This window comes from Roseibium sp. (genome assembly GCF_051016195.1).
In the GTDB taxonomy this organism is placed as follows: domain Bacteria; phylum Pseudomonadota; class Alphaproteobacteria; order Rhizobiales; family Stappiaceae; genus Roseibium.
The window spans coordinates 3,756,470-3,780,505 of sequence record NZ_CP134616.1 but is presented as its reverse complement, the minus strand read 5'-3'; the positions used below and the strand labels follow the sequence as shown (position 1 = coordinate 3,780,505).

The window sequence follows — 24,036 nt, the reverse complement described above, 5'->3', positions numbered from 1 at the left end:
AATTAACGAGATGAAAAATAGCTAGCAAAACCAATAAGATAAGCCTTTCTGAGGTCGCGAAGGCAGCGGGTGTGTCAAAAATGACTGCCAGCAGGGTCCTGCGTGAGGAAGGCGGATATTCGGAAAAGACCCGGGTCAAGGTCATGGCCGAAGTCGAGCGCCTGGGATACCTGCCCAATCGCATCGCGACTGTCTTTGCCGGCGACAAGAGCACGACGTTTGTCGGCGTCAGCATTCCCGACCTCGGCAACGAGGTTTTCACCCATGTGCTGGAGGGGATCGACCGCAAGCTTGTCAGCTTCAATCACCAGACGGTCCTCGGGATGACGCAGCATGAATTGCGTGAAGAAGAGAACTGGATCGAGACTGTGCTGTCTTGGAAACCGGCCGGTTTGATCCTGACCGGACGGGCACACACGCCGCGCGCCGTGCAGCTTCTGCAGGGCGCAAATATTCCGCTTGTCGAAATATGGGATCTGAATTCGAGCCCGATCGACATGAGCGTCGGACTGAACCATTTCGACAGCGGCTACGATATGGGCCGTTTTCTCCTGTCGAAGGGGTATGCACGTTTCGGCTATGTCGGCACGTCCCACGATGCAGCAAATGCCGCGACATCCCGCTTGAACGGATACGCAAAAGCCATTGAAGACGGCGGTGGAAAACTCACAAGACAACTGTGTCTGAACGATATTCCCGGGTTCTATCCAGGCTTCTACGGTACCGAACAACTGCTCTCGTCCGACCCGGATGTCGAGGTCATATTCTTTCAGAACGACAACATGGCAATTGGAGCGGTTCATTTCTGCCAGGCCCAGAACATCCGCATGCCGCAGGATATAGGCATTGCGGGCTGGGGCGAATTACCGATTGCCTCGGTCCTGCCCTACCGCCTGACAACGGTGCAGGTGAACCATTTGCGCATTGGACAGCTTGCAGCGGAAAACCTGCTCCTCAAGATTTCGGGAGACACGGCCAATGCCGTCAGTGATGTCGGTTTTCGTCTCGTGACGGGAGACACGGTCTGAGAACACTTTTTTGCTTCAGGATCAGGTGCTTGATTCACCGATGCTCAGTTCCGGCTCGATACCGATCCGCACCGGGACACCGCTTCCGGCACCATCACCTCGAAGCAAACTTCGGATCAGTTCCCCGGTTCTTCGACCGATTTCCTCCGGTCGCGGATTGACCGTCGTCAGGGTCGGAACGCAAATCGACGAAATATCGTAGGCGCCGAAGCCGGCAACGGCGACGTCTTCTGGAACTTTCACGCCTTTGCGGGCGCATTCGGTCAGTGCTCCGAATGCCGACAGGTCCGACACGCAAATCACGGCCTGGGTATCAGGAAGGTCCTCAAGCAATCTGGACATTGCGTCGGCTCCTTCGCGCATCGAGATCGGCGGGTCACCCGCACCGATCAGCCGATCAGCAGACAAGGACCGCTCTTCCATCGCCCTGATGAAGCCCCGCCTGCGGTCAGCGCCGCGCGTGTCCCCGTCCGTATCACCCCCAATGAAGGCGATCCGCGTGCGCCCGCTTGCAACAAGGTGTCCGACCAGATCGTGCATGGTTGCCGCATTGGAAAAACCGACCACGTGATCAATCGGGTCTTCAGGCAGGTCCCATGTCTCGATCACCGGAATGTTGGCCCGGTCGAGAAGCCGGCGCGTGCGTTCGGTATGACGCCCCCCGGTCAGGACGATCGCTTCAGGCCGCCGCCGCAGGAACTGTTCAACGATCACTTCTTCTTCCTGAATGTCGTAGTTGCTGTAGCCCAGAAGCACCTGGAGGTCCGCCTTCTTGAGAACTTCCGACATCGCTCCCACCGTGTCCGCGAAGTTGGCATTGTTGATGGACGGAATGGCCACCGCAACGAAACCGGTCCTTTGCGAGCGAAACGTCGCCGCATTGCTGTCGAAGACATACCCGAGATCTTCGGCGATCCTGAGGATCCGCTTTCTGGTCTCCTCACCCACGGAGGCATGTTGCTTGAAGGCCCGGCTGACTGTCATCACGGACACACCGGCCTTATGCGCAACATCCTTCATCGTCACAGCGCGCTGCATTCATCCCCCGCACGATTCTTGTTGCCCCAAAATACGCAAAACGGGCCCTTCGCTGCAATCGCAGCGAAGGGCCCGCAAAGGTCAGACACAGGATTTAAGGTTGTCGGCACGATGCCCGCTCCAATTTCACCCGGTGTATTCGTTCGCCTCTGTCACATGGTGATGGATGCGCCCGTCGAAGAATTCTGAGACGATTTCGCCGGTCACCTCCCGCGACCGATTGCGGGCATCGCTCTCAAGCGCGCCTGCCATTGTCTCCTTGTCCGGATAGGTGATCGCCAGGATGAGCGGAAATTCCGGAGCCCCCTCGTCCCGGTCCTCGCCGAACATCACCCTGACATCGCTGTTGCCGGGAAACTGACGCCAGAGCGGCACGAGCCGTTCGGTGACCGCCGCCCGGAATTCAGGCGTCCTGCCGGATTTGACGCTGCCTTCGAACAAGGCGAAACGCGTGATCATTTGAATTGCTCCTTATCGGGTCCTTTGAAAAACTCCATCAGCGCCGCCTCGTCTTCTCCACCAAGACCGGCTGCCGTCAGCATTCTGTGGATCTCCGCGCAGAGCGAGGTCAGCGGCATGGCGGTGTTGTTGACGCGCGCGAGATCGAGCGCGCCGTTGAGGTCCTTCACCATGTTGTCGATCCTGCCGGTGCGCCGGTAGTCGCGCTCCACGTAGCGCGGCATGTACTCCTGGAGCAGCGCACTGTCTGCGCGGCCGCCCTTGAGAGCCGTCGGGATCTTGGCGGCGTCGACGCCTGCATCAAGCGCAAGCTGCGTTGCCTCGGCAACGGCGAGAAACCCGAGCCCGCACAGAACCTGGTTGATCAGCTTGGTCGTCTGGCCGGCACCCGAGGGCCCCATATGCGTGTAGTTCGAACTGACGTGCCTGAGCACCTTGTGGGCATCGGCCACGTCCTTCTCGGCTCCGCCCGCCATGAGCGTCAATTCGCCGATCAGCGCCTTGGGAGCGCCTCCGGACAGGGGGCTGTCCACCCATCGGATGCCGCTGGCCGTCGCCTTATCGGCAAGAACCTTGGTCGCTTCAGGGTCAATTGACGACATGTCGATAACAAGAGTGCCATCCATTGCTCCTGCAGCGACGCCGTTGTCTCCGAAGACGGCGATGTCGACGATCCGAGCCGAGTTGAGACTTGTGATGACAAAGTCGGATTGCCGGGCCGCGTCGGCGGCGGACAATGCGGCCACCGCTCCTTTTTCGACAAGTGCATCGACCTTCTCCTTGTCGAGATCGAAGACGCACAGCCTGTTACCCGTTTCCAGGAGACGTGTTCCAATGGCACCGCCCATGGCACCAGCGCCTATCAAGGCGACGTTTTCACTCATTTTGCTTCCCTTTGAAGTTTCAGGAGCAGCTCCGCGACCACCGCATCGGGGGATTGATCTATCGACGCCTTGACCGTCAGCTCATCGGCGTCAGGCGGCTCCAGTGTTGCAAGCTGGCTGTCCAGAAGTGCGACCGGCATGAAGTGCCCGTCGCGATGTTTCATGCGTTCGCTCAAGACTTCCCGTGTGCCTTCCAGGTACAGAAAGGTCACGGGCTTGCCCGCGCTGGTGCGGATGCGTTCGCGGTAGATCCGCTTGAGCGCGGAACACGCGATCACCATTGGCTCCTGCGCCTGCGCGAGCTGGCCACCGACCTTGTCCAGCCATGGTGCGCGGTCTGCGTCGTTCAACGGTTCGCCACGGCTCATTTTGGCAATATTTTCAGCAGGGTGCAGATCATCACCATCGAAAAACTCTGCGCCGGCCTCCTTGGCGAACGCCTGTCCGATCTTGCTTTTTCCGCATCCGGACACACCCATGATCACGTAGGCAGCGGTCACAGCGACACCGAGATGCCACCGTCAACAAAGACCGTGGTTCCGTTCACGAAGGACGAGGCGTCCGAAGACAGGAAGATGCAGGTTCCGACAAGTTCCTCCACCTTGCCCCAACGACCGGCCGGTGTCCTCTTTTCCAGCCATGCGCTGAACTCCGGGTCGTTGACGAGCGCCGCGTTGAGCGGTGTGTCGAAATATCCCGGGGCCAGGCCATTGCATTGCAGACCGTATTTGGCCCAGTCGGTCGCCATGCCCTTGGTAAGATTTGCCACGGCTCCCTTGGTCATCGTGTAGGGTGCGATGCCGGGACGGGCGAGCGCGGTCTGGACGGAACAGATGTTGACGATCTTTCCCCGTCCACGCTTGATCATGTGCCGCGCAGCGGCCTGGCCGACGTTGAAAACGGAGGCGATGTTGGTTTGCAGCAACCGCTCGAAGGCATCGGCCGGAAAATCCTCGAGCGGCGTGCGGTGCTGCATGCCGGCATTGTTCACCAGGATGTCGATTGCACCCGTGCCGGCCTCGAAATCGTCAACCGCCTTCCGCGCCGCATCGTGATCGGTGACATCAAACGCAAGGTCCGTGACTTTGAAGCCTTCCGATTTCAGCGTATCGGCTGCTGTCGCCAGCTTCGCGCTGTCGCGTCCGTTCAGGACGATTTCAGCACCGGCCTGCGCCATGCCGCGGGCAAGCGCAAATCCGATCCCCTGGGACGATCCGGTGATCAATGCCCGTTTGCCGGACAGGTCGAACAAGGCGAGACTCATCTGAATTCCTCTACAGAAACAATTGACACTTTCTTTTGTTATGTTATCGATAACATAACTTGTCAACCCGAGAGAGCCCAAAATGAGCAAGCCAGACATTCTTCAGGTCGGCCCCTATCCCGACTGGGACCAGGTCCCGCTGGAAGACGCCTTCAACATGCATAAATACTTCGAAGCGTCCGACGCTGCCGCATTTCTGCAAAGCGTGGGCAGTTCAATCCGGGGAATCGCGACACGCGGTGAACTCGGAGCGGATCGCGCCATGATTGAGGCCTGCCCGAACCTTGAAGTCGTCTCCGTTTATGGTGTCGGCTACGACGCCGTGGATCTGGAAGCGTGCCGGGAAAAAGGCATTCGCGTTACCAACACACCCGATGTTCTGACCAACGACGTCGCCGACCTCGGTGTGGCTATGATGCTCGTTCAGTCGCGCGGCATGATCGGTGCGGAAACCTGGGTCCGGGACGGCAGCTGGCAGGAAAAGGGCCTCTATCCCCTGAAAAGCAGGGTGTGGGGCAAGCGCGCAGGGGTTCTCGGCCTTGGACGTATCGGTTTCGAGGTTGCCAAGCGGCTCGCCGGGTTCGATCTCGAGATCGCCTATTCCGACATCGCAGCGAAAGATTATGCGCCCGACTGGACCTTCGTTGCAGATCCCGTGGAACTCGCGAAGAAGTCGGATTTCCTCTTCGTGACGCTGGCTGCGTCCGCGCAGACGAGGCATATTGTCAACCGAGAGGTTATCGAGGCCGTTGGCCCGGAGGGCATGATCATCAACATCAGCCGGGCGTCAAACATTGATGAAGCTGCACTGCTGGATGCGCTGGAAAGCAAAAGCCTGGGCTCGGCGGCACTGGACGTCTTCGAGGGCGAACCGGCGCTTGATCCGCGGTTCCTTGAGCTCGACAACGTGCTCTTGCAACCGCACCACGCCTCCGGCACCGTGGAGACCCGCAAGGCCATGGGCAAACTGGTTCGTGACAATCTCAAGGCACATTTTGCAGGTCAGGACCTGCTGACACCGGTTCTGTGAGGCAGCCATGAAAGCGATCGTCATTCACGCGGAAAAAGACCTGCGGATCGAAGAGCAGGACGAACAGCAGCCCGGCCCGGGCGAGGTTCAGATCAGACTGGCCGCGGGCGGCATCTGCGGTTCGGATCTACACTACTACAATCACGGCGGGTTCGGCCCTATACGTCTCAGAGAGCCGATGATCCTGGGCCACGAGGTCTCCGGCCACATTTCCGCGCTCGGCGATGGCGTGACGGGACTTTCGGTTGGACAGCTCGTCGCCGTGTCCCCGTCCCGGCCCTGCGGCAATTGCCGCTTCTGCAACGAGGGCCGCCACAACCAGTGTCTCAACATGCGCTTTTACGGCAGCGCCATGCCCTTCCCGCATATCCAGGGTGCGTTCCGCCAGGTGCTGGTTGCCGATGCGTCGCAATGCGCACCCGCAGATGGCCTGACATCCGGCGAGGCCGCCATGGCCGAACCCCTGTCGGTTTGCCTGCATGCAGCCCGGCAGGCCGGGGACATGATGGGCAAATCGGTTCTGGTCACCGGCTGCGGCCCGATTGGGATCCTATGTATCCTGGCCGCGCGGCGGGCGGGCGCGGATCTTGTCGTCGCAACGGATCTCAGCCCGTTCACGCTGGACATGGCAAGGACGGCCGGCGCGGACGTGACCATCAACATGGCCAAGAATTCAGACGGGCTGGACCGCTTTAACGCGAACAAGGGGACGTTCGAGGTGCTGTTCGAATGCTCCGGCGCCGCACCTGCGCTGACGGCCGGAATCGCCGCAATGCGTCCTGGCGGCAAGATCATCCAGCTCGGTCTGGGCGGTGACATGAGCCTGCCGATGATGGCGATTACCGCAAAGGAACTGGAACTGAAGGGATCTTTCCGCTTTCACGAAGAGTTCTTCACGGCTGTGAGCCTGATGCGAAAGGGGCTGATCGACGTGAAACCCTTCATCACGCAGACATTGCCTCTCGAAGAAGCAGTCGCCGCCTTTGAACTTGCCAGCGACAGAAGCCAGGCCGTCAAGGCGCAGATCGCGTTCACCTGACCCGCCGCCGGTCACACGCCCTGGAGTACAGCGCCGGACCGCTCTGGCCCTGCGCTAAGCTCCGATGGCGGCGAGCCCCGCCCTTGCCACCTCGATATCCTGCTCGCCCGATCCGGAGCCGACCCCGATGCCTCCGAGGAGAACGCCGTCAAGCCGGATTGGAAGGCCTCCGGGCAATCCGGTAACCTTGCCTTCGGTTGCTAGTCCGATGCCCGTGCGCACGCCTTCCGGGACGCTCAAGGTTTCATTGCCGATCGAGGCCGCCGTCAAGGCCTTTGCAAGCGCGCTTTTACGGCTCAGAAACTTTGCCCCGGTCATGCGGATCTCTGCCAGCACCTCGCCGTTTGCATCGACGATGACGATGCATTGAGGTTGACCCACCGCCTCTGCCTTTTCGACCGCCGCCATCAAGACCGCCAGCGCACCCTGATGCGTCAACACTTTCGTTTCCCGGACAAAGCTCATGTCAGCTCCTGATTGTCTCAACTTGTTATCGATAACATAACAACCTCAGTCCGGAAATCAATCCGTCTGGTGCATTCCTCGCCTTCCGAAATCCGGGCAAACAAAAGCGGCACAGCAAAAAAGCGGCACCTAGTGCCGCTTTTTCTTTGTCTCCAATGAATTGCCTGTTTGAGCGGGCAGTTCAAAGTCCGTGGGATGTCCCCTAGGCCGCGGCAACCTTCGCCAGGAAGTCGTCCACAACACCCTTGAGGTGTTTCGCGTGATCAGCAACTTCGTTGGATGCCACTTCCACCTGGCCGGCGGACTGGGCCGCCTCGGCAACCGCGTTCATGACGCCGGAGATGTTGTTGGCAACACCCTGGGTTCCTTCCGCCGCATCGCGGACATTGCGCGAGATCTGCGCTGTCGACGCATCCTGCTCCTCGACTGCTGCAGCGATGGCTGACGTCGTTTCGTCGGCCTGCTCCATCGTGTCGCGGATTTCCTGGATGGCGACCACCGAGTCGGCGGTCGAGGACTGGATCGCTTCGATCTGAGTGGCGATTTCCTCGGTTGCCTTCGATGTCTGCGTCGCAAGTTCCTTGACCTCGGCGGCAACCACCGCAAAGCCTTTTCCGGCTTCGCCTGCGCGCGCAGCCTCGATCGTGGCATTGAGCGCCAGAAGGTTGGTCTGCTCCGCGATCGCGCGGATCAGGGTCACGACCTCGCCGATCTTGTTCGCAGATTCCGCAAGCTCGGAGACCTTTTCGGTCGTCATGCGGGCACTGCTTGACGCGTTGGTCACAATTTCGGTCGCCCGCGAAACCTGCTCGCCGATTTCGGCGATCGATCCCGCAAGCTGCTCCGTCGCCGCGGCAACGGATCCGACATTGTCGGAAGCGGCAGTCGAGCTGCTTTCCGCCTCGGATGCCTGCGACGTGGTTTCGCTGGAGATCTGGCTCAGCACCTGTGCGGTGGCCTGCATCTGCTCCATGTTCGCGGTAACGTTTCCGAGGACGGATTCCATTTCGTCCCGGAACTCCGTGATCATCGTGTCGATCCGCGCCTGCCGCTCGAGCTGCGCGGTCTGCTCTTCGCGAGATACGGCCTCAAGGTTGCTGCGCTCGATCGCATTTTCCTTGAACACCTCCACCGCCTTTGCGAGATCGCCGATCTCGTCGTTGCGCGTTGTTCCGGCGACATGAACGTCAAGGTGACCGTCGGCCAGATCGCGTGTGATGTTGACGAGACCGAGCAACGGCTTGACGAGACCGCGGTCGACAACAAAGAGCCCGATAGCCGCCGCGATGACAAGGCTCGCGATCCCGATCCCAATCAGTGCCATCGATCCGTTGTCGAGAAGCGCGTTGATCTGCTCCGTGGCCTGATCGACCGCAGCCAGTTCCAGCTCGATGAGCGATGCCACCGATTGGCCGATGCGTTCAACCGCGGTGAACATTTCCGTCACCTGTTCATTCGACTTCTGGGTGCTTTTCAACTCTTCAAGGTGATCGCTGAGGAGCCCGTTATTCGGATCGCCATAGGCGAGAAGTTGCTCAAGCTGTGCCTGGATATCTTCAGACCCCAGGGCATCCAGGCCGTCGCGCATATGTTTTGCGTCGGCGGTGACTTTCTCCTGCAGCGGCACCAGCAGGGCCGCGTCTTCCGTCAGTCCTCCCTGAACGAGGGTCGCGACGAACTTGTTTGCGAACGCCTGCGCTTCAAGCGTGGTTTTCAGCTGACCGACCTGGTTGTTGAGAAGATCGGAGATAATCGCCGAGTTTTCCGTAACGGCCTCTTCGGTATCGATGGTCAGTGTGAACAGCTGGTCGTCGATCTGCATGATCAGCGCATCGTCGATGGCCTTCTGCAGGCCGATGGCTTCATGAAGGGTCTTTTTCTGTTGATGGGATGAAATCGTCCCGGAGCCGCTCTTGGCAAGCGTCTTGTCAACGAGCGCGGCAAGCTGATCGAAATTCTCTTCAGCGCCGGTGACCAGCTCCATGGACGCCAGTTCGTCTCGATATTCCGCGATCTTCGTTCGCGTGGCGATGATCTTGTCTTCAAACAGCGTCAGCAGTGCCGGATCATCGACAAAGGCGACCGTTTCAGCGAGACCGACAAGCAGGTTGGTTTCCGCCCGCAGCTCAAGATAAAGCCTCAGCTTGGCCATTTCCTTGTTGGCGAGATTGTCGACCAGATCCCTGCTCTGCGCGGCGGCATCCTCTCCACCCAGGACGACCGTGAAATAGGCATCATCGACGATCGGCGTGATCGCACTGTTCACACCGTCATAGGCCTTGAACAGGGCTGCCATGCGCGCGTCTTTCGCTTCACGCGCGGCAATCTTCTCTTTTGTCGCCTGGTCAAGAACACCGAGGCGCTCCTGGAATGTCTGGCTCTGCGAAAAGAGCTCGTTGACAATGTCCCGGTTCGCGTCCGATGCAACGAACGTGGATTCGATCTGTTCGATCAGGGACACCGAATTCTGAAGGGCCCGGAAGGACACTTCCTGCGATTGGAGCGTGACACTGTTGGCAACAGCCGCCGCTGCCGTCGCGACTTCCGTGCTGGTCAGCGCCAGCTGGGCCGCGTTTTCAATCGAGGGAAGCCTGTTTTCAGACAGGTCCGAAAATCCGCTCTCCACCCGCTGGAATGAAAACAGCCCGATGCCGATCGCTGTTGCGGTCAGCAGGACCAAACCTGCAAATGCAGAAAAGAGCTTACCCCGGGTTCTCAACTTCAAAGCCGAACCTTTTGGAAGCAAACCAGAAAATATGTTTCTGTACCCAGCCATATCCCCGACAGTCCTCTCAGAACAAATGTCTGCCCTATCACCTGACCCCAGATGGAAAAATGAAAGCCGCTGGCCCGGGTTTACCGGGCCAGCGGCCACGCCGGATTAGCTTGCCGGCTTGTCGATCGGCGAGAAACCGCCGTCTTTCTGAATGGTCGTCAGGAACACGTCGTTCATGCCCTGATTGTCGTCCTGACCGAAGGATAGCGTGACACCGCCCATGTCGAAGTTACCGGTGTTCCAGTAAGCGTTCAGGAAGTTCTCGCGGGTGACGTCCTTGCCGGCATTTTCCAGGCCCATGACCGCCAGGCGACCGACGACATAACCTTCCAGCGTGACGAAACCGGGCTCAGCAGACGGATCCTTTGCCTTGAGAGCAGCCTGGTATTCCTTCACGAGCGGAACAGTCGTATCCCACGGGAACGGAACAACCTGCGAGATGATCACGCCTTCGCCCGCTTCACCGAGTTCAGCCGAGAGAGCTTTCGAACCGACGAAGGAGATGTTGACGAACTCGGCATCCATCTTGACCTTCTTGGCAAGCTTGATGAATTCGGCAATCGGTTTGTAGGCGCCGACCATGACAACGGCCTGCGGCTTTGCCTTGCGGATTTCAAGCAGAGCGGACTTAACAGCTGTGGTGTTGCGCTGGTATGTGCCTTCGGCAACCAGTTCCAGCCCGCGCTTTTCCATGGCGGCCTGAACCCCGGCGAGACCGACGCGGCCGAAACCATCGTCCTGATAGAGAATGGCGATCTTGTCGAGGCCGAGCGCACCGTTCAGGTGCTCGATCCATGCCTCGGTCTCGGCAGCGTAGGTCGCGCGGACGTTGACGATGTTGCCATGCGCCGGATCACGCAGGAAGCCTGCACCTGTGAAGGGGCCCACAAACGGAACCTTGGCAGCAGTCGCGATCGGCTGCGTCGCCTTGGAGGTCGGCGTTCCGACAGGACCGATCAGACCAAATACCTTCTTGTCGTTGATCAGCGTATTCACCGCCGCGATGGAGCGATCCGGCTCGTAACCATCATCCATGCTGACGAGTTCGAGCATGCGGCCATGTACGCCGCCTGCAGCATTTGCCTCGGCAAAGGCTGCTTCAATGCCAAGTTTCATTCCGGTACCCAGTGCAGCTGCCGGACCCTCAAGAGCAGCCGCCTGGCCGAACAGGATCTTGGTGTCGCTGACACCATCTTCAGCAAGCGCCGGACCGAACGACATCATAAGAGATGCGGCCAGCGTAGAAACAAGTGCATTTCGCAATGTAGACATCGTTTGAAGTCTCCCTAGAGTGTGCAGCGCACAAACAAGCGCCGTAAACCCAAGGTAGTACGAAAGTATTAATAACCTGTATTTGAGAAAATTACACTTCTGTGGTGAAATATTACGATACCAAAACAAGATGAAAAAATATATGGCTCGAGTTTAAATAAACCACTCTAACTTATTAAGAATCGCAAAAAAACTTTACTCGAAAAAATTATGAGAATTTTAATTCTCTCTTTTTTGCATTGAAACTTGATATTAATTACTTGACCATGAGTCATTAAATTCTTGGAAATACATTTCATCTACTCCGGTAATCTGGCCTGAACTCGATGATTTTCGCGTCGCTACTATGCAGTTGCAAAGTCAAAACGCCACGTATGGTCGTTCGCTGGTTGTGTTCCGCCTTGTCATTCAGCTCAGCTTCTTGCCGTTTTTTGTGAATACGTCCTGGAGGTGTTTACCTAAATCACGTCGCGCCTTGCTTCGATTTCCCTTGCGTAATCTCGAAAAAAATATGGAAATAAAAAAGTCCAAGGCAGTATTGCTCCCGAAAGTGATGCAAATCACGACCTGAATTCGGCAACTGACCTAAAGCGATCCGGATATTCATTGAGGAAACTCTACGATGCCACTCACCAATCCGTTGTTCAGGGACAATATGCGAATTCGCAACGCCTCGGAAAATGCGCCGCCAATGCGCCGAGGTGAACGCGACACCGAAGCTGTCAGAATTCTTCAGAACGCGCTTATCGCAGTGAACGCCGCCACCATGCGCCGCTCCGTCCGGTCGGACGGAACGCTTGATGGAGATTATGGCGGCGAAACCGTTGCGGCTGTTTCCAGGTTTCAGGAAATGCAGGGACAGGCCGACGACGGCCGTGGCGATGGTATCGCCGGACGGCTGACCTGGCAGGCGCTGGACCGGGAAGCGCCGCACCAGCCTGTTCCGGTTAGCATCACACCCGCGCCTGTCGTAACGCCCCGGGCCGAAAACGCACAGACGCTGGGACCAGGTTCGCTGAGATTGCCGAGCGCGGCCGTTCTCCTGCGCGAATACCGTCGCTTCAGGGAGGTCAACGGCTTGCCATGCGGACAGGGAATAACCAATCAGTGTGCGATCCGCATGAGCGTAGCCCTGATGCGCAGCGACATCGGCTTTCATTTCGACCGCACGAGGATCCGTTACACGCATACCGCATCGAACAGGAGGTGCGGGACAGGTGTCGCGCACAATGCCAGCGCGTCCCGCCTGATCGGCTACCTTCGCGGTTTATGGAACTTCCATCGGTATTCCAAAGCCGGCGCCAACGCGTTGACGGCCGTACAGATCGAGCGCGCGCTCGCCGGGCGCCCGGGTATCATTTACTTTGAGGATTGCTTTCAGCGTACGGATGGCTCCGCCGGTGACCACATTGATTTCTGGGACGGATCCCGGGTGATGAACGACCGGCTCGATTACAACGGCCCGGGCGAGCGCGAGCCGGGCGAAGGCCCTTCGAGCAGCCGCTGGTTCCGGAACATCCGGCGGGAACTTTTGTTTCTACAGATACCGGCCTGAACCGGTGCGGGCGCGCGAAACCCGCACGTCACCTTTGTTCCGGCCATTTTCCGGAGGCCCCGAGAGACCTCCGGAGAACTTGGTGGCGCTGAACCCTAGAGCGTGCCCGCGCTCATTTCCCGCGCGATATGATCCGCCTGCCGGATCGCAAGTGCAACGATGGTCAGCGTCGGGTTTTCCGCCGCCCCGGTCGTGAACTGCGACCCGTCCGAAATGAACAGGTTGGCGATATCGTGCGTCTGTCCCCACCTGTTCACCACCCCGTCCCTCGGATTTTCCGACATGCGGTTGGTGCCCAGGTTATGGGTCGACGGATAGGGCGGCGTCGGGAACGTGCGCGTCGCCCCGACCGCCTCGTAAACCGCCGCGCCCTGCGTGTAGGCGTGATTACGCATGGCGATGTCATTGGGATGATCGCTGAAATGCACGTTGGCGACCGGCAGGCCCCATTGATCCTTGACCTCGTGGTTGAGTGTCACGCGGTTGGTTTCCTGCGGCATGTCCTCACCAACGAGCCACATCCCGGCCATGTTTTCATATTGGTCCAGTGCGGACGTGAATTCACGGCCCCAGCCCCCCGGATCAAGGAATGCCGCCATGAACGGAATGCCCAGCGCGAGGGTCTCCATTTCGTAACCGCCAACGAAGCCGCGCGAAGGATCATGGCGCGATTCATCCTGAATGATCCCGGCCATGGTCGTGCCGCGCCACATCCGCACAGGCTTGTCGAAGACGGCATAAACGGAACCTGTCATGTGCCGCATGTAGTTCCGGCCGACCTGCCCGGAGGAATTTGCCAGTCCTTCCGGAAACATCGTGGACGCCGAATTCAGCAGCATGCGCGGGGATTCAAAGGAGTTTCCAGCCACGCAGACGACGCGGGCCTTCTGCATTTGCAGGTTGCCGTCCTTGTCGAAATATTCGACCCCGGTCACCTTTCCCTCCGGGTTGTGCAGGATCCTGGCAACGTGGGCGCGCTCGCGCACTTCCAGATTCCCCGTTGCTTCTCCGCGGGGGATGTCGGTATAGGCGGCGGACCACTTCGCTCCCCATTTACATCCCTGGAAGCAGAAACCGGTCTGCTGGCAAGGCAGCCGTTCGTCGAAATCCTCGGCGTTGATCGCCATTCGGCCCGTGTGAACATCCTTGTAGCCAAGCTCCCGCGCGCCCTTCTCGAACACAAGGTAGTTGTTGTTGCCGGGAAGTCCCGGACGGCCATTGGTCCGGGTCACGCCCAGCTTGTCCTCGGCCTTGGCATACCACGGGTCCATTTCTTCCGCATCGATCGGCCAGTCGAGCAGGCTCGCGCCCTGAACATCCCCGTATGTTGTCGCAGCCTTCCACTCGTGCGGCTGGAAGCGAAGCGACGCCCCGGCCCAGTGCGTGGTCGTGCCGCCGACGGCCTTGACGATCCAGGCCGGAAGTCCGGAAAAGTCCTTTGAAACACGCCAGTCACCGCTGGTCGTGCGCGGGTCCACCCAGGCAAGCTGCCCGAAACTTTCCCACTCGTCGTTGACGTAGTCTTCCGGCAGGTAGCGTCCGCCAGCTTCCAGGGCGACCACGCTGACGCCCTTCTGTGCCAGTTCGTTGGCAAGGACGCCGCCGCCGGCGCCGGTTCCGATGACAACGACCACTGTGTCGTCGTTCAGATCAAATGGTGCAGCCATAGTTCTCTCCTCCCCTACGGCTCAAAGCCAGTTGATATCGTTGAAACCGCGGTCGATGTAACCGCCCTTGGAATAGCTTTCGCCTTCGTAGCCGAAGACCGGCCAGACCGCTTTCTGGTTGTAGAGCCCGGTCACGAGGCCGCCGCGGATCTTTTGGAAGAACGCGCTTTCCTCCATGTTTCGCAGAATATCGACCCTGTCGCGCTCCCATCCGGCGCCGAGATAACCATCATGTCCCTTGCCCTGGGCCGCCGCATTGAGGGCGGCTATTCCGGCTTCGACCTCTTCGGCAAGATCCGTGTTGTCGTAACCTTGAACCGCAATCACGTAGAACTCTTCTGCGATGCGGTCATGCGGATAGATATCCCGGGCCATCTGCACCAGTGTCGCAAAGGTCTGCGGTTTCAAGGTTGTCACCTCTGCCGCCCAGGCCGCGTCCTTGGCGGCGATAAAGCCCGATCCGATCACGAATGACGCGCCTGCCGCGCTTGCACTCAGAAGCAACTGCCTGCGGCTGAGGCCCTTCGGCCCGTCTGCCTTCTTCATTTTCTCTCCTCCCTCTTGATCATTATTTGAAGCGGCCGCCCCGCTCGAGCACCTCGATCTGGTACCCGTCCGGATCCGCAACGAAGAAAAACCGGGCGACAAGCTCTCCGGCCGGCGCGAATTCGACAAGTTTTCTCGGATTGAGCCCCTCGGCCTCGAAACGCGCGTGTTCGGCATCGAGATCTTCGACGGAGACCGCAAAGTGGCCATAACCGTCACCGAGTTCATACGGGGCGGATTGTGACTTGTTGACAGTGAGCTCGAGCTCGAATTCGCTCTCCGCGTTGCTCAGGTAAATGAGAGAGAATTCGGGGAAATCCAGGCGGTCCTTGACGGTCAGTCCGAATGCCTTTTGGTAAAAGGCGAGTGACCGCTCTTCGTCCAGAACGCGGATCATGGAGTGAATTGCTTTGGCCAAGAGACCTACCTCCCGCTGCTGTGACCAAGCAGAAGGGTAGAAGGTGCGGACTTAGGTGGGTGGTATACTTATACCACCTGGAACTTTTTCTCCGGCTCAGGTTCTTCAAAGGCCTGGGGCATCATGTCAGAGACACTGATGCCGGGATTGACTTCGATGAATTTCAGGCACGCGCAACGCAGCAGAGACGTGAAGTTTGTCGGCTCGCCGCGCAACTGCAGGACCTCCGAGTGCAGCGTGGAAATGAATGTCGGGGTCGAGACATTGTCCCGCCGCGCGATCTCGTCGATGATTTCCCAAAAGGCGTTTTCCAGCCGGATGCTGGTGCTTTGCCCGTTGAGGCGCATGCTGCGCGTCTGTGTGGCATAGCGTTCGGGATCCTGTCCCGCAAAAATCTGACACATGTTGTTCCTCCCGGTGTCAGTTTATTGGCTCGCAAAGCAAGATGCTCCGCTGGCGTCCGTGCTCGCACACGAAGAAGATCATTATGATCCAGAGACCGGCGAAGCGCCAGCCACCGCTACGTGAGCCCGTGAACGGCTCTGGATACCCCGGCCGGACTGCACACGGCTGGAGCCCCAGCGCCTGTGCCTCCCCGATCCCGGCTCCACGCTTCGCTCGGCCGGGATGACGTTTGAGGGAACCATCACACTCTCCTTCGTCACCCCGGACGAGCGTGAGTGAGACCCGGGGCCGGAGTGCCCGGGTCTGTCGGACGACACTTGGAAGGAACCCCGGCGCCTGTGCCTCCCCGATCCCGGCTCGCGCTCCGCCTGGCCGGGATGACGTTTGGGGGACCATCACACGCTCTTTCGTCACCCCGGGCGAACATCGTGAGACCCGGGGCCGGAGAGCTCGGGTCTGTCGGACAACACTTGGAAGGAACCCCGGCGCCTGTGCCTCCCCGATCCCGGCTCTGCGCTCCGCTTGGCCGGGATGACGTTTGGAGCAACATCACGCCCTCCATCGTCACCCCGGGCGAACATCGTGAGACCCGGGGCCGGAGAGCCCGGGTCTGCCGGCGAACGCAATGCCACCCAAACTTCCACAAAACAGTTCATCACCTAAAGCGCCAGTTTCAGCGTGCCGCCATTTCTTAAGCGGGAACAGCAAGACATCATGCGCCGGTTTTCGTTGCGTTCGCTGCGTGTCAAAACCATGTCCCGATGGTCGATGTCACCTTCCAGGACCGTGACTTCGCAGCTTCCGCATAGTCCCTCCCTGCAATCGCAGGCGACATCAATACCCGCTGCCAGAATGGCATCGAGCAGCGTCTCGTCCGCAGCAACGCTGAGCTTCAGTCCCGAATCGGCGAGATCGACATCGAAGCCGTGTTCCCTGGCCGGGTCGAGACCGGCGCTCGCGGCTGCAAAGAACTCGAAATGAAAGCTCCCGTCGGGCAGGTGCGCCGTCAGCTGTTCGACGGCGGCAATGAGCCGCTCCGGCCCGCAAACGTAGATCTGCCCACCTTCCGGCAGGCCATTCGCGATCCGCCGAAGATCTGCGCGCTGCCCCTCACTCCCTGCATGGATCGACAGGTGCCCAGAATGGTCCCGCTGAAGGCGCTCGACAAAAGCCATGGTCTGCCGCGAACGGCCGCAATAGTGAATCTGATAAGACTTGTCGATCGCCTTCAGACGGTCGGCCATTGCGATAATCGGCGTGATGCCGATGCCCCCGGCAACGAGGATGTAGTCCTCTGCGCTTTCGTCCAGCCGGAAAAGATTGTGCGGCCCGCGCAAACGCAGTTCCATGCCCGCTTTCACTGCATCATGGATATGGGCGGAGCCTCCACGCCCGTTGTCCTCGCGCAGGATTGCAAGATCGTAGCCATCTGTTCCCAGCTGACCGCAAAGGGAATACTTGCGGTCATATCCGCCGGCCGAAAGCTCGACATGCGCTCCGGCGCTCCAGTTCGGAAGGGCCCGGCCCCGGGCATCCACAAGCCTGAGGCCGACAACGTCCTTGGCCTCCTTGCGAATTTCGGCAACCCTGACCTTGCGCGCAATGTCGCGCCGCAGCGGCGGACCGACAGGAAAATGTCGATCGCCCCGGGCCAGCCCAGGATCGCGCCGCTCGGGATTGTTGCCGGGATCCCATTCGACCCAGAGCTCTTCCGGGCCGCGGAATGATGCGCTTGGAACATAGGAAAACGTCTGTTCCGAGAGCCTGAGATGCGGCAGGCGGCGCGTGAATTCCTCCAGGAAGATCCGCATTTCCATACGGCCGATATTCTTGCCCATACATTGGTGGCTGCCATAGCCGAAGGTAAGGTGATCGACCGCGTTGTCCCGGTAGATATCAAACGTGTCACCGTCCTCGAAGTGGCGCTCATCCTGGTTGCCGGACGCCTGGACAATGAGAAGTTTTGCCCCTTCCGGCAGTGCCACCCCCCCGAGACGCGCCGGTGCCGTCGCCTGCCTGCGCCAGGCAACGATGGACCCCGAAAAACGCAGGCATTCCTCGACCGCGTTTGGAATGAGACTGGGGTCGTCACACAGGTCGTCCCATGCCTGGCGGTGGCCCAGGAGCGTCTTGAACATGTTGGCAGAAGCAAGGGAAGTTGTCTCATGCGCGGCGACAATGATCGCCATCATCATGGAGTGCACGTAGCTGTCGGTCACCACATCCGGCATTTGCGCGTTCTTCCGGATGGTTTCGTGCATCCAGCCGGTGCCGTCCGGCTCCTGTTTCATCCGTTCGATGATCTTGCCCGCATATTGCCAGAACTGACCGACGGAATGGGCGACGGCGATCTGTTCCTCGTCGGTCGGCTTGCCCCATGTATTGACGGAATGTGCGACGGAAAAGGTCCTGAAGACCGCGATTTCATCCTCGGGCACACCCAGGAAATGCAGCGCGACATTGAGCGGCACCTCATAGAGCAGTGCGTCGACGAGGTCGGCACGACCGCTGTTGATGAACTGATCCATTTTCTCGCGGGTCAACCGGCGCACCATCTCCTGATTGGCTTCCAGGTTTTCGGGCAGAAAATGGTCCATCAGCACCCGCCGGCGTTCCATGTGCACAGGCTCGTCCTCGTTCACCATGGTCCGGTTGAGCTGATAGCCGTAGCTCTTCAGGACCTCCATCGCCTCCGGAGGAGCAGGTGTGATCTTCTCCAGGGCAATGCAGGGCGAATAAAGAATGTTGTCGCGAAAAACCGCCTTGATGTCCTCATAGCGGCTGACAATCCAGTATCCGAGTTTTTCGCAGAAGAACACGGGCGCCTGCGCACGCGCCCAGCGAAGCGCCTCGGCAGGGTCGGCCTGGTAGGGTGCGTCGAACGGATCAAATTCGGCCGCCTTGCGCGAAAACGGGCACGCGCCGTCTTCCTTCGACATACCGTCCGCCTCGCTCAATTCCGTCATGATCCACCCTTGCTTCGTGACATCTTCAGCAGTCTGCGTGCACTATAGAAAAGAATGCTGGACCACGCGACGTGTGCTGTAAAGTTGCCCTTTTGGGGCTTTGGCGACCTGTTCCCTGTGACAGCGCTCCCGTGCTCCCTCGGGATGTGCCGGCATTGCACCCACGCGCGCCCTGCCAGGCAAAATCCGAGCGGCATGGATGCCCTGGTCAAGCCATGGCAGGACCAGCGGGGAACGAGTGAAACCCGGACGGCGTTTTCCTCCAACTTTGGTTTCATGGGCTGAGATCTGCGGATAGAATGTCTCTGGCGCACATCTTCTTCTGCCAGTCAGTGCATGGCCTGACCCATTGCTTTCGGGTTCAAACTGAGATGGATCTCGTGAGGCGATCGCCAGCTAATGAACTTGTCATTCCGGCTGAAGCGCAGCGGAAGGCCGGAACCCGGCAACCCCTTGTTTCTGCGTTTTGCATGAGCATTCGACCGCACGGAATACTGGCTCCCGGTCTTGCCGCTGCGCAGCACACCGGGATGACAATGGCGGCAATGCCGCCGTCTCCTTCGTCACCCCGGGCGAATGTGAGTGAGACCCGGGGCCGGAGAGCCCGGGTCTGCCGGTCTGCACTCGGCTGGAACCCCAGCGTCTGCGCCTCCCCGATCCCGGCTCTGCGCTCCGCTTGGCCGGGATGACGTTTGGAAGAGCATCGCACTCTCGGTTGTCGCCCCGGGCGAATGCAGTGAGACCCCGGGGCTGGAGAGCATTAGATTACGACTGGCAAGGACGGCTCATCCGTGACCATTGTGACGACCGGACCAATCGTTTCCACGCGAATTGACGACACTGGTGGTGCTGGCCCTCCTGCTGCCTATCCCGCAAAATCGACGATGATCGCTCCCTTGGCCCGGCCCCTGCCCTGATAGGCGAGCGCTTCCATGGCGTTTGAATATTCAAAGCAGGCGGCGTCGACCACCGGTCTGACCATCCCGGATTCGACCAGTTCCCTGATCGTCGCCAGATGCGTGTAGTCCAGGTTCATCGGAACGAAGGTGTATCTCGCGTTTTTCGCCTTTGCCTTGCGCCTGAGGTCACGTCCCCTGAACCAGAGAACCTGCCGCATCAATGGATTGAGGCCAAGCCGTTTCGCGGCATTGTCGTCGACGGGACCAAACAGGCTGATGACCGCGCCTCCGGATCTAATCACGTCGAAAGCGGAAAAGGTGGCATCACCGCCGAGCGTGTCCAGAACGATATCCAGATCGCGCACCGTGTCCCTGTAGTCCACGAGTTGATAGTCCAGCACGTCATCAGCGCCAAGCTCCCTGACCAGATCCGCATTTTCCGTGCTTGTTGTGGTGAGCACGGTGGCACCCAGGAATTTTGCATACTGAATAGCAATCGCACCGACCGCAGCGCCGCCCTCATGGACCAGAACGCGGTCGCCCGGCTTGAGACCCGCTTTCTCGAAAGCCTGGAGACCGCGCTTCCGACAAGCGGCAGACCGGCAGCCGCCCGGAAATCGGTGTTGACAGGCTTTTGCCTGACATAAGCCGCATGCGCGAGAAGAAACTCCGGGCAGGCGTCAAGTGCAACGTTCTGCACATGGCCGTAAATCGCGTCACCCAGATTGTGGGAGGCAACGTTTGCCCCTTTTGAAACGACAATACCAGAGACGCACAGCCCACGGGCGTGAGGATATTTCGTTTTCACGACACCCAAGCTCTTTCCGTCTTCGGCAAGGAAGTCCGTCGGGTTGACGGAGACCGCATGCACCTTGATCAACACTTCGTCGGAGCCCGGTTTTGGTCTTTCCTGGTCCTTACCGTAAAAAGCTGCCCCGCCCGTCTGCTCACTGCGTGTTTCGGATTGGAACTCAATCATTGCCGGGACGGTCCCCTCTTTCGCAAAAGGGCCCTTTGTGCCGGAAATCACCTTCAGGCGCGAGGCTACGATTGCGTTGAAAAAACGCGCCGCAGAATTCCAGTAGCCGCCCGGCCATGGACTGGCTCGGCCGATCGGAAGCGATCTTGCAGGACCCGGAGGATTTTCTGACCGTCGAAGCCGGTGCTGCGTCGCTCCACGGCACTTGGCATGCGGAAAATGATGCCGGACGTGGGTACGCCCCGGCGACGATTAAAACTGAAATCATATAACGGACGCCTCACTTCACCGACGCCCCCACACGCTGCCAGTATTAGCAAGCAAATGGTAAAAAAGTAATATACTTACAGAAAAGAAGATCTTCGCCCCTAATATTTCCGAAAATTTTTTTGAGATTTATTATTGTCTTCAAATATATAAGGTGACCTTCATTGCGTTTCGTGAAAAGAATTTAGAAGTGGACAGGGCTCGAACAGTCTTGTCCACCATCTCTCGGCCCATCCTTTTAAGGACTGCGAACTTGCCTGAGAACAGCCGGAATGCCGATTTGGCACCAACAGCCAAATCAACGTTTCCAGAGCCAGTCGCTCTGGTTGTTGATTGACTTCGTGCTTCAGCGATCTTTCTTGCAGAATGCCCCACCATGGACTGGGTTCCCGATCAGGTTCGAAGCAACCGGGAACACTTCGTCGTCAGCCCTGGCGAGCGTGAGTGAGCCCGGGGGGTTTGCTCTCGTCTGGCCCCCCGGCCGAATTGCACTCGGCTGGAACCCCGGCGTCTGTGCCTACCCAACCCCGGCGTCTGTGCCTCCCCGATCCCGGTTCTGCGCTCCGCCTGGCCGGGATGACGTTTGGGGGAACAACACACTCTTCTTCGTCACCTCGGGCGAACATCGTGAGACCCGGGGCCGGAGAGCCCGGGTCTGTCGGACGACACTTGGAAGGAGCCACAGCGTCCGTGCCTCCCCGATCCCGGCTCTGCGCTCCGCCTGGCCGGGATGACGTTTGGGGGAACCTCACACTCTCCTTCGTCACCCCGGGCGAACATCGTGAGACCCGGGGCCGGAGAGCCCGGGTCTGTCGGACGACACTTGGAAGGAACCGCGGCGTCCGTGCCTCTCCGATCCCGGCTCGCGCTCCGCTTGGCCGGGATGACGTTTGGGGGACCATCACACTCTCCTTCGTCACTCCGGGCGAACATCGTGAGACCCGGGGCCGAAGAACCCGGACCTGCCGGAAAGCACCAGACAGCAGCAGGAGCCGCAGCCTCCGTGCCTCCCCGATCCCGGTTCTGCGCTCCGCCTGGCCGGGATGACGTTTGGGGGACATCACACTCTCTTTCGTCACCCCGGACGAACGTGAGTGCGACCCGTGGCCGGTCAGATGTGGATCACGCCCGGCAAAAACGGATTAATTGGGCTCACATGAGTTGACGGCGATGGGACTGGGCGTACCACGTCTGTCGACACGATCTTAAGTGACCTGGGCACCCCTGCTTTTCACCCGTTCGCAGACACCGCGACAAGATCGGCCGCATGCGGAGTTTTCATCTGCGCATAGCCGGATGGGAGACTGTGCGTTGCCTCGATATCTTTGCTGACAAAATCCAGCGCCATCGGGCAGCGGACATTCGGCAGCACCGCGACATCAAAGAGCTCATCGGCGTCTCCCGATAGGCGGATCCACTCGGCAACCTCTCCAGACTCGAGATCGACAATCTGCACACCACACCAGGGGTCGGTTCTCTTCTTCTTCAGGGTTCTGTCCAGTTCGAGACCGGTAAAGGATCTGGTCCCCGGCAAGGACAGGCCGACAATGGCGTGGTCGTTGTGAAACGCGAGACCCCGCAGAAATCCGGGACAAAATGCGATCGGCTCAGTCTCCCCTGTTGTGCGGTCGACATGACAGAGATTGCCGCGTCCGGAATCGAGCACGTAGAGCCTGCCTTTGTGAAGCCGCGGTGAATGCGGCATGGACAGGGACTCCGTCAGCACCGTGTCGGTCGCCACATCCATGATCAGACCGCCCTCGTTGCGCTCTTCCCGCCAACCGCGAGCGACATCCGAGCGGGAAACGGCGGTCACGTAGTGGGGATGCCCTGCTTCCATGGCAAGACCGTTCAGATGACATCGGTCGTCCGCTGTCAATTCGGAAATGAACGGAGGTTTCCACAAGGGCCGGAAAGAATGCACGGGCATGCAAAGCCATGTTTCAGCGGCGTTTCGGTAAGCCGTGAACCGGCGGAACCACGCCGCGGAGCTTGCGCTTCCGAAGCAGCGGATCCCGCAGGATCCGAAGATCAGGCCGCGTCAATTGACGAATTGAGTGGCCGCCCACCCGGGCAACGCAGGACCTAGACAGGTGTGGGGGACCTTTCTCATGAGTGCCTGCACATTGACCGGATGGGCGGCGACGTCCGGCGTGACGCCCCCCGCACGCCCCCCTGACAGGAAGGTTGCAACGGTAATGCAACGCCATGCCGAACCTCGAAGCAGCACTCGAACGAGTGCGCATTTGTTCTGCCCCTTCTGCCGACGCATAAGGGTAGAAATTGCTCTTCAATCGAGTTTGATTGTCGTCAGCGGAGACCGCGCCCGGATCCTTTCGTTCCGGCATCGAACCGGCATGTCCGTACATTCCGACACGTCTGTCCACGCACCGAACCACGTCTCTGGCTCGCGCAATCCCGCACGGAAATAGGCTTCCTTTCGCCGGTACCACAATCATCCCCCGATTCGACAATCGACAATCTATCGATACGAAATGAGGGCTGTGTCATGTTATGCAGAAGTCGCAAATACTTGGATCAAAACTTTTTTCGAATTCGATTTATAAATCAAACGCTAGTTTAGAATCATGCACATATAGCGCAACTCAAATCCTCTCTGAGAAAAACCCAAGTCCAGACGCTAAAAAACGATACCCCGTTAGCAACGAAATAACAAAAATTTAAGGGCTCAATCTTCTACTTAAACGCATAAGCAACACCCCGTAAGTAGTATCTCTTAGGTTATAGTGTTTTCACAGATTTCATTCGTCATCAATAATCGGAAGTGCAATCACCTGTCAGCCTCTATCTTTGGTAGAAAATTCGCAACGCATTCGCGAACAGCGCGCGCATGAACGCGCCTTCCCGATCTTCGGCTTCAGCACCACGCGCGGACCGCTCCCGCATGGATCTTCCCCAACACAACGACAGGCTCTTTCCTTGTGCGCGCATCGGGCGCATCTGCGGAAACGTCTTCAGCGGACAGGGCCTGATGCGGCGCCCAGCAGTTCGGCGCTCATGGAGGATTGTGATTGGACAGACCCGGCCCGGCGACGGAATTGCTGAAAGCCTGGAAGCA

Annotated in this window: 19 protein-coding genes and 1 pseudogene; 4 read left to right on the top strand and 16 right to left on the bottom strand. The window is 59.1% G+C overall.

Going from position 1 to position 24,036, the window contains the following annotated elements; all coding sequences use genetic code 11:
* Positions 1–80 precede the first annotated feature (80 nt).
* Positions 81–1,028 (top strand): LacI family DNA-binding transcriptional regulator, encoded by a 948-nt coding sequence (locus RDA78_RS17235; RefSeq protein ID WP_434051045.1) that lies wholly within the window; start codon positions 81–83, stop codon positions 1,026–1,028.
* 21 nt (positions 1,029–1,049) lie between these two features.
* Here the strand turns inward: RDA78_RS17235 and RDA78_RS17230 are convergent, their stop codons facing one another.
* The 5 genes from RDA78_RS17230 to RDA78_RS17210 all read right to left on the bottom strand — a co-directional run bounded on the left by RDA78_RS17230 (position 1,050) and on the right by RDA78_RS17210 (position 4,673).
* Positions 1,050–2,066 carry a LacI family DNA-binding transcriptional regulator gene (locus tag RDA78_RS17230; protein ID WP_434051044.1) on the bottom strand — a complete coding sequence of 339 codons (1,017 nt, stop codon included), beginning with the start codon at positions 2,064–2,066 and terminating at the stop codon, positions 1,050–1,052.
* Positions 2,067–2,192: 126 nt separating this feature from the next.
* On the bottom strand, positions 2,193–2,525 hold the full coding sequence (locus RDA78_RS17225; RefSeq protein WP_434051043.1) for a hypothetical protein: 333 nt from the start codon (positions 2,523–2,525) through the stop codon (positions 2,193–2,195).
* Positions 2,522–3,409, bottom strand: coding sequence for an NAD(P)-dependent oxidoreductase (locus tag RDA78_RS17220; protein WP_434051042.1), 888 nt, complete (start codon positions 3,407–3,409; stop codon positions 2,522–2,524). Before RDA78_RS17220 ends, RDA78_RS17225 begins: the two co-directional genes overlap by 4 nt.
* The gene (locus tag RDA78_RS17215) at positions 3,406–3,888 is read right to left on the bottom strand and encodes a gluconokinase (protein ID WP_434056170.1); all 483 of its coding nucleotides are present in this window, start codon (positions 3,886–3,888) and stop codon (positions 3,406–3,408) included. Before RDA78_RS17215 ends, RDA78_RS17220 begins: the two co-directional genes overlap by 4 nt.
* A 17-nt stretch (positions 3,889–3,905) precedes the next feature.
* Positions 3,906–4,673, bottom strand: a complete 768-nt coding sequence (locus tag RDA78_RS17210; RefSeq protein ID WP_434051041.1) for an SDR family oxidoreductase — start codon at positions 4,671–4,673, stop codon at positions 3,906–3,908.
* An 82-nt stretch (positions 4,674–4,755) separates the two neighbouring features.
* Here RDA78_RS17210 and RDA78_RS17205 point away from each other — a divergent pair, with 82 nt between their 5' ends.
* Entirely contained in the window at positions 4,756–5,703 is a 948-nt protein-coding gene (locus tag RDA78_RS17205) for a 2-hydroxyacid dehydrogenase (RefSeq protein WP_434051040.1), read from the top strand.
* 7 nt (positions 5,704–5,710) lie between these two features.
* A complete protein-coding gene (locus tag RDA78_RS17200; RefSeq protein ID WP_434051039.1) occupies positions 5,711–6,742 on the top strand; it encodes an L-idonate 5-dehydrogenase in 1,032 nt (343 codons plus the stop codon).
* Between the two features lie 54 nt (positions 6,743–6,796).
* Here the strand turns inward: RDA78_RS17200 and RDA78_RS17195 are convergent, their stop codons facing one another.
* The 3 genes from RDA78_RS17195 to RDA78_RS17185 form a co-directional block, all read right to left on the bottom strand.
* Positions 6,797–7,207 carry a GlcG/HbpS family heme-binding protein gene (locus RDA78_RS17195; protein ID WP_434051038.1) on the bottom strand — a complete coding sequence of 137 codons (411 nt, stop codon included), beginning with the start codon at positions 7,205–7,207 and terminating at the stop codon, positions 6,797–6,799.
* A gap of 202 nt (positions 7,208–7,409) precedes the next feature.
* The gene (locus RDA78_RS17190) at positions 7,410–9,887 is read right to left on the bottom strand and encodes a methyl-accepting chemotaxis protein (protein ID WP_434051037.1); all 2,478 of its coding nucleotides are present in this window, start codon (positions 9,885–9,887) and stop codon (positions 7,410–7,412) included.
* A gap of 201 nt (positions 9,888–10,088) precedes the next feature.
* Positions 10,089–11,255 carry an ABC transporter substrate-binding protein gene (locus tag RDA78_RS17185; RefSeq protein WP_434051036.1) on the bottom strand — a complete coding sequence of 389 codons (1,167 nt, stop codon included), beginning with the start codon at positions 11,253–11,255 and terminating at the stop codon, positions 10,089–10,091.
* A gap of 622 nt (positions 11,256–11,877) precedes the next feature.
* Here RDA78_RS17185 and RDA78_RS17180 point away from each other — a divergent pair.
* Positions 11,878–12,810: a T6SS effector amidase Tae4 family protein gene (locus tag RDA78_RS17180; protein WP_434051035.1), complete on the top strand. Its 933-nt coding sequence runs from the start codon at positions 11,878–11,880 to the stop codon at positions 12,808–12,810.
* 95 nt (positions 12,811–12,905) lie between these two features.
* On the opposite strand, the gene RDA78_RS17175 is transcribed toward RDA78_RS17180, so the two are convergent.
* The 8 genes and pseudogenes from RDA78_RS17175 to RDA78_RS17140 form a co-directional block, all read right to left on the bottom strand.
* A complete protein-coding gene (locus RDA78_RS17175) occupies positions 12,906–14,477 on the bottom strand; it encodes a GMC family oxidoreductase (protein WP_434051034.1) in 1,572 nt (523 codons plus the stop codon).
* Positions 14,478–14,498: 21 nt separating this feature from the next.
* Positions 14,499–15,023, bottom strand: coding sequence for a Twin-arginine translocation pathway signal (locus RDA78_RS17170; RefSeq protein WP_434051033.1), 525 nt, complete (start codon positions 15,021–15,023; stop codon positions 14,499–14,501).
* A gap of 22 nt (positions 15,024–15,045) precedes the next feature.
* Positions 15,046–15,441 carry a VOC family protein gene (locus tag RDA78_RS17165; protein WP_434051032.1) on the bottom strand — a complete coding sequence of 132 codons (396 nt, stop codon included), beginning with the start codon at positions 15,439–15,441 and terminating at the stop codon, positions 15,046–15,048.
* 68 nt (positions 15,442–15,509) lie between these two features.
* Positions 15,510–15,845 carry a ribbon-helix-helix domain-containing protein gene (locus RDA78_RS17160; protein ID WP_434051031.1) on the bottom strand — a complete coding sequence of 112 codons (336 nt, stop codon included), beginning with the start codon at positions 15,843–15,845 and terminating at the stop codon, positions 15,510–15,512.
* Between the two features lie 660 nt (positions 15,846–16,505).
* Positions 16,506–18,812: a cytochrome P450/oxidoreductase gene (locus RDA78_RS17155; RefSeq protein WP_434051030.1), complete on the bottom strand. Its 2,307-nt coding sequence runs from the start codon at positions 18,810–18,812 to the stop codon at positions 16,506–16,508.
* 865 nt (positions 18,813–19,677) lie between these two features.
* Positions 19,678–20,172: a zinc-binding dehydrogenase gene (locus RDA78_RS17150; protein WP_434051029.1), complete on the bottom strand. Its 495-nt coding sequence runs from the start codon at positions 20,170–20,172 to the stop codon at positions 19,678–19,680.
* A 269-nt stretch (positions 20,173–20,441) separates the two neighbouring features.
* Positions 20,442–20,690: pseudogene (locus RDA78_RS17145) on the bottom strand (alcohol dehydrogenase catalytic domain-containing protein); the annotation flags it as partial.
* A 1,498-nt stretch (positions 20,691–22,188) separates the two neighbouring features.
* Entirely contained in the window at positions 22,189–22,887 is a 699-nt protein-coding gene (locus tag RDA78_RS17140) for a TIGR03032 family protein (RefSeq protein ID WP_434051028.1), read from the bottom strand.
* Positions 22,888–24,036: the final 1,149 nt, after the last annotated feature.

What these genes read in the sequence shown, in the direction of transcription:
- RDA78_RS17235 (WP_434051045.1), top strand. Translation starts at nt 81, where the DNA reads ATGACTGCCAGCAGGGTCCTGCGTGAGGAAGGCGGATATTCGGAAAAG.
- RDA78_RS17230 (WP_434051044.1), bottom strand. Translation starts at nt 2,066, where the DNA reads ATGCAGCGCGCTGTGACGATGAAGGATGTTGCGCATAAGGCCGGTGTG.
- RDA78_RS17225 (WP_434051043.1), bottom strand. Translation starts at nt 2,525, where the DNA reads ATGATCACGCGTTTCGCCTTGTTCGAAGGCAGCGTCAAATCCGGCAGG.
- RDA78_RS17220 (WP_434051042.1), bottom strand. Translation starts at nt 3,409, where the DNA reads ATGAGTGAAAACGTCGCCTTGATAGGCGCTGGTGCCATGGGCGGTGCC.
- RDA78_RS17215 (WP_434056170.1), bottom strand. Translation starts at nt 3,888, where the DNA reads ATGGGTGTGTCCGGATGCGGAAAAAGCAAGATCGGACAGGCGTTCGCC.
- RDA78_RS17210 (WP_434051041.1), bottom strand. Translation starts at nt 4,673, where the DNA reads ATGAGTCTCGCCTTGTTCGACCTGTCCGGCAAACGGGCATTGATCACC.
- RDA78_RS17205 (WP_434051040.1), top strand. Translation starts at nt 4,756, where the DNA reads ATGAGCAAGCCAGACATTCTTCAGGTCGGCCCCTATCCCGACTGGGAC.
- RDA78_RS17200 (WP_434051039.1), top strand. Translation starts at nt 5,711, where the DNA reads ATGAAAGCGATCGTCATTCACGCGGAAAAAGACCTGCGGATCGAAGAG.
- RDA78_RS17195 (WP_434051038.1), bottom strand. Translation starts at nt 7,207, where the DNA reads ATGAGCTTTGTCCGGGAAACGAAAGTGTTGACGCATCAGGGTGCGCTG.
- RDA78_RS17185 (WP_434051036.1), bottom strand. Translation starts at nt 11,255, where the DNA reads ATGTCTACATTGCGAAATGCACTTGTTTCTACGCTGGCCGCATCTCTT.
- RDA78_RS17180 (WP_434051035.1), top strand. Translation starts at nt 11,878, where the DNA reads ATGCCACTCACCAATCCGTTGTTCAGGGACAATATGCGAATTCGCAAC.
- RDA78_RS17175 (WP_434051034.1), bottom strand. Translation starts at nt 14,477, where the DNA reads ATGGCTGCACCATTTGATCTGAACGACGACACAGTGGTCGTTGTCATC.
- RDA78_RS17170 (WP_434051033.1), bottom strand. Translation starts at nt 15,023, where the DNA reads ATGAAGAAGGCAGACGGGCCGAAGGGCCTCAGCCGCAGGCAGTTGCTT.
- RDA78_RS17160 (WP_434051031.1), bottom strand. Translation starts at nt 15,845, where the DNA reads ATGTGTCAGATTTTTGCGGGACAGGATCCCGAACGCTATGCCACACAG.
- RDA78_RS17155 (WP_434051030.1), bottom strand. Translation starts at nt 18,812, where the DNA reads ATGACGGAATTGAGCGAGGCGGACGGTATGTCGAAGGAAGACGGCGCG.
- RDA78_RS17140 (WP_434051028.1), bottom strand. Translation starts at nt 22,887, where the DNA reads ATGCCCGTGCATTCTTTCCGGCCCTTGTGGAAACCTCCGTTCATTTCC.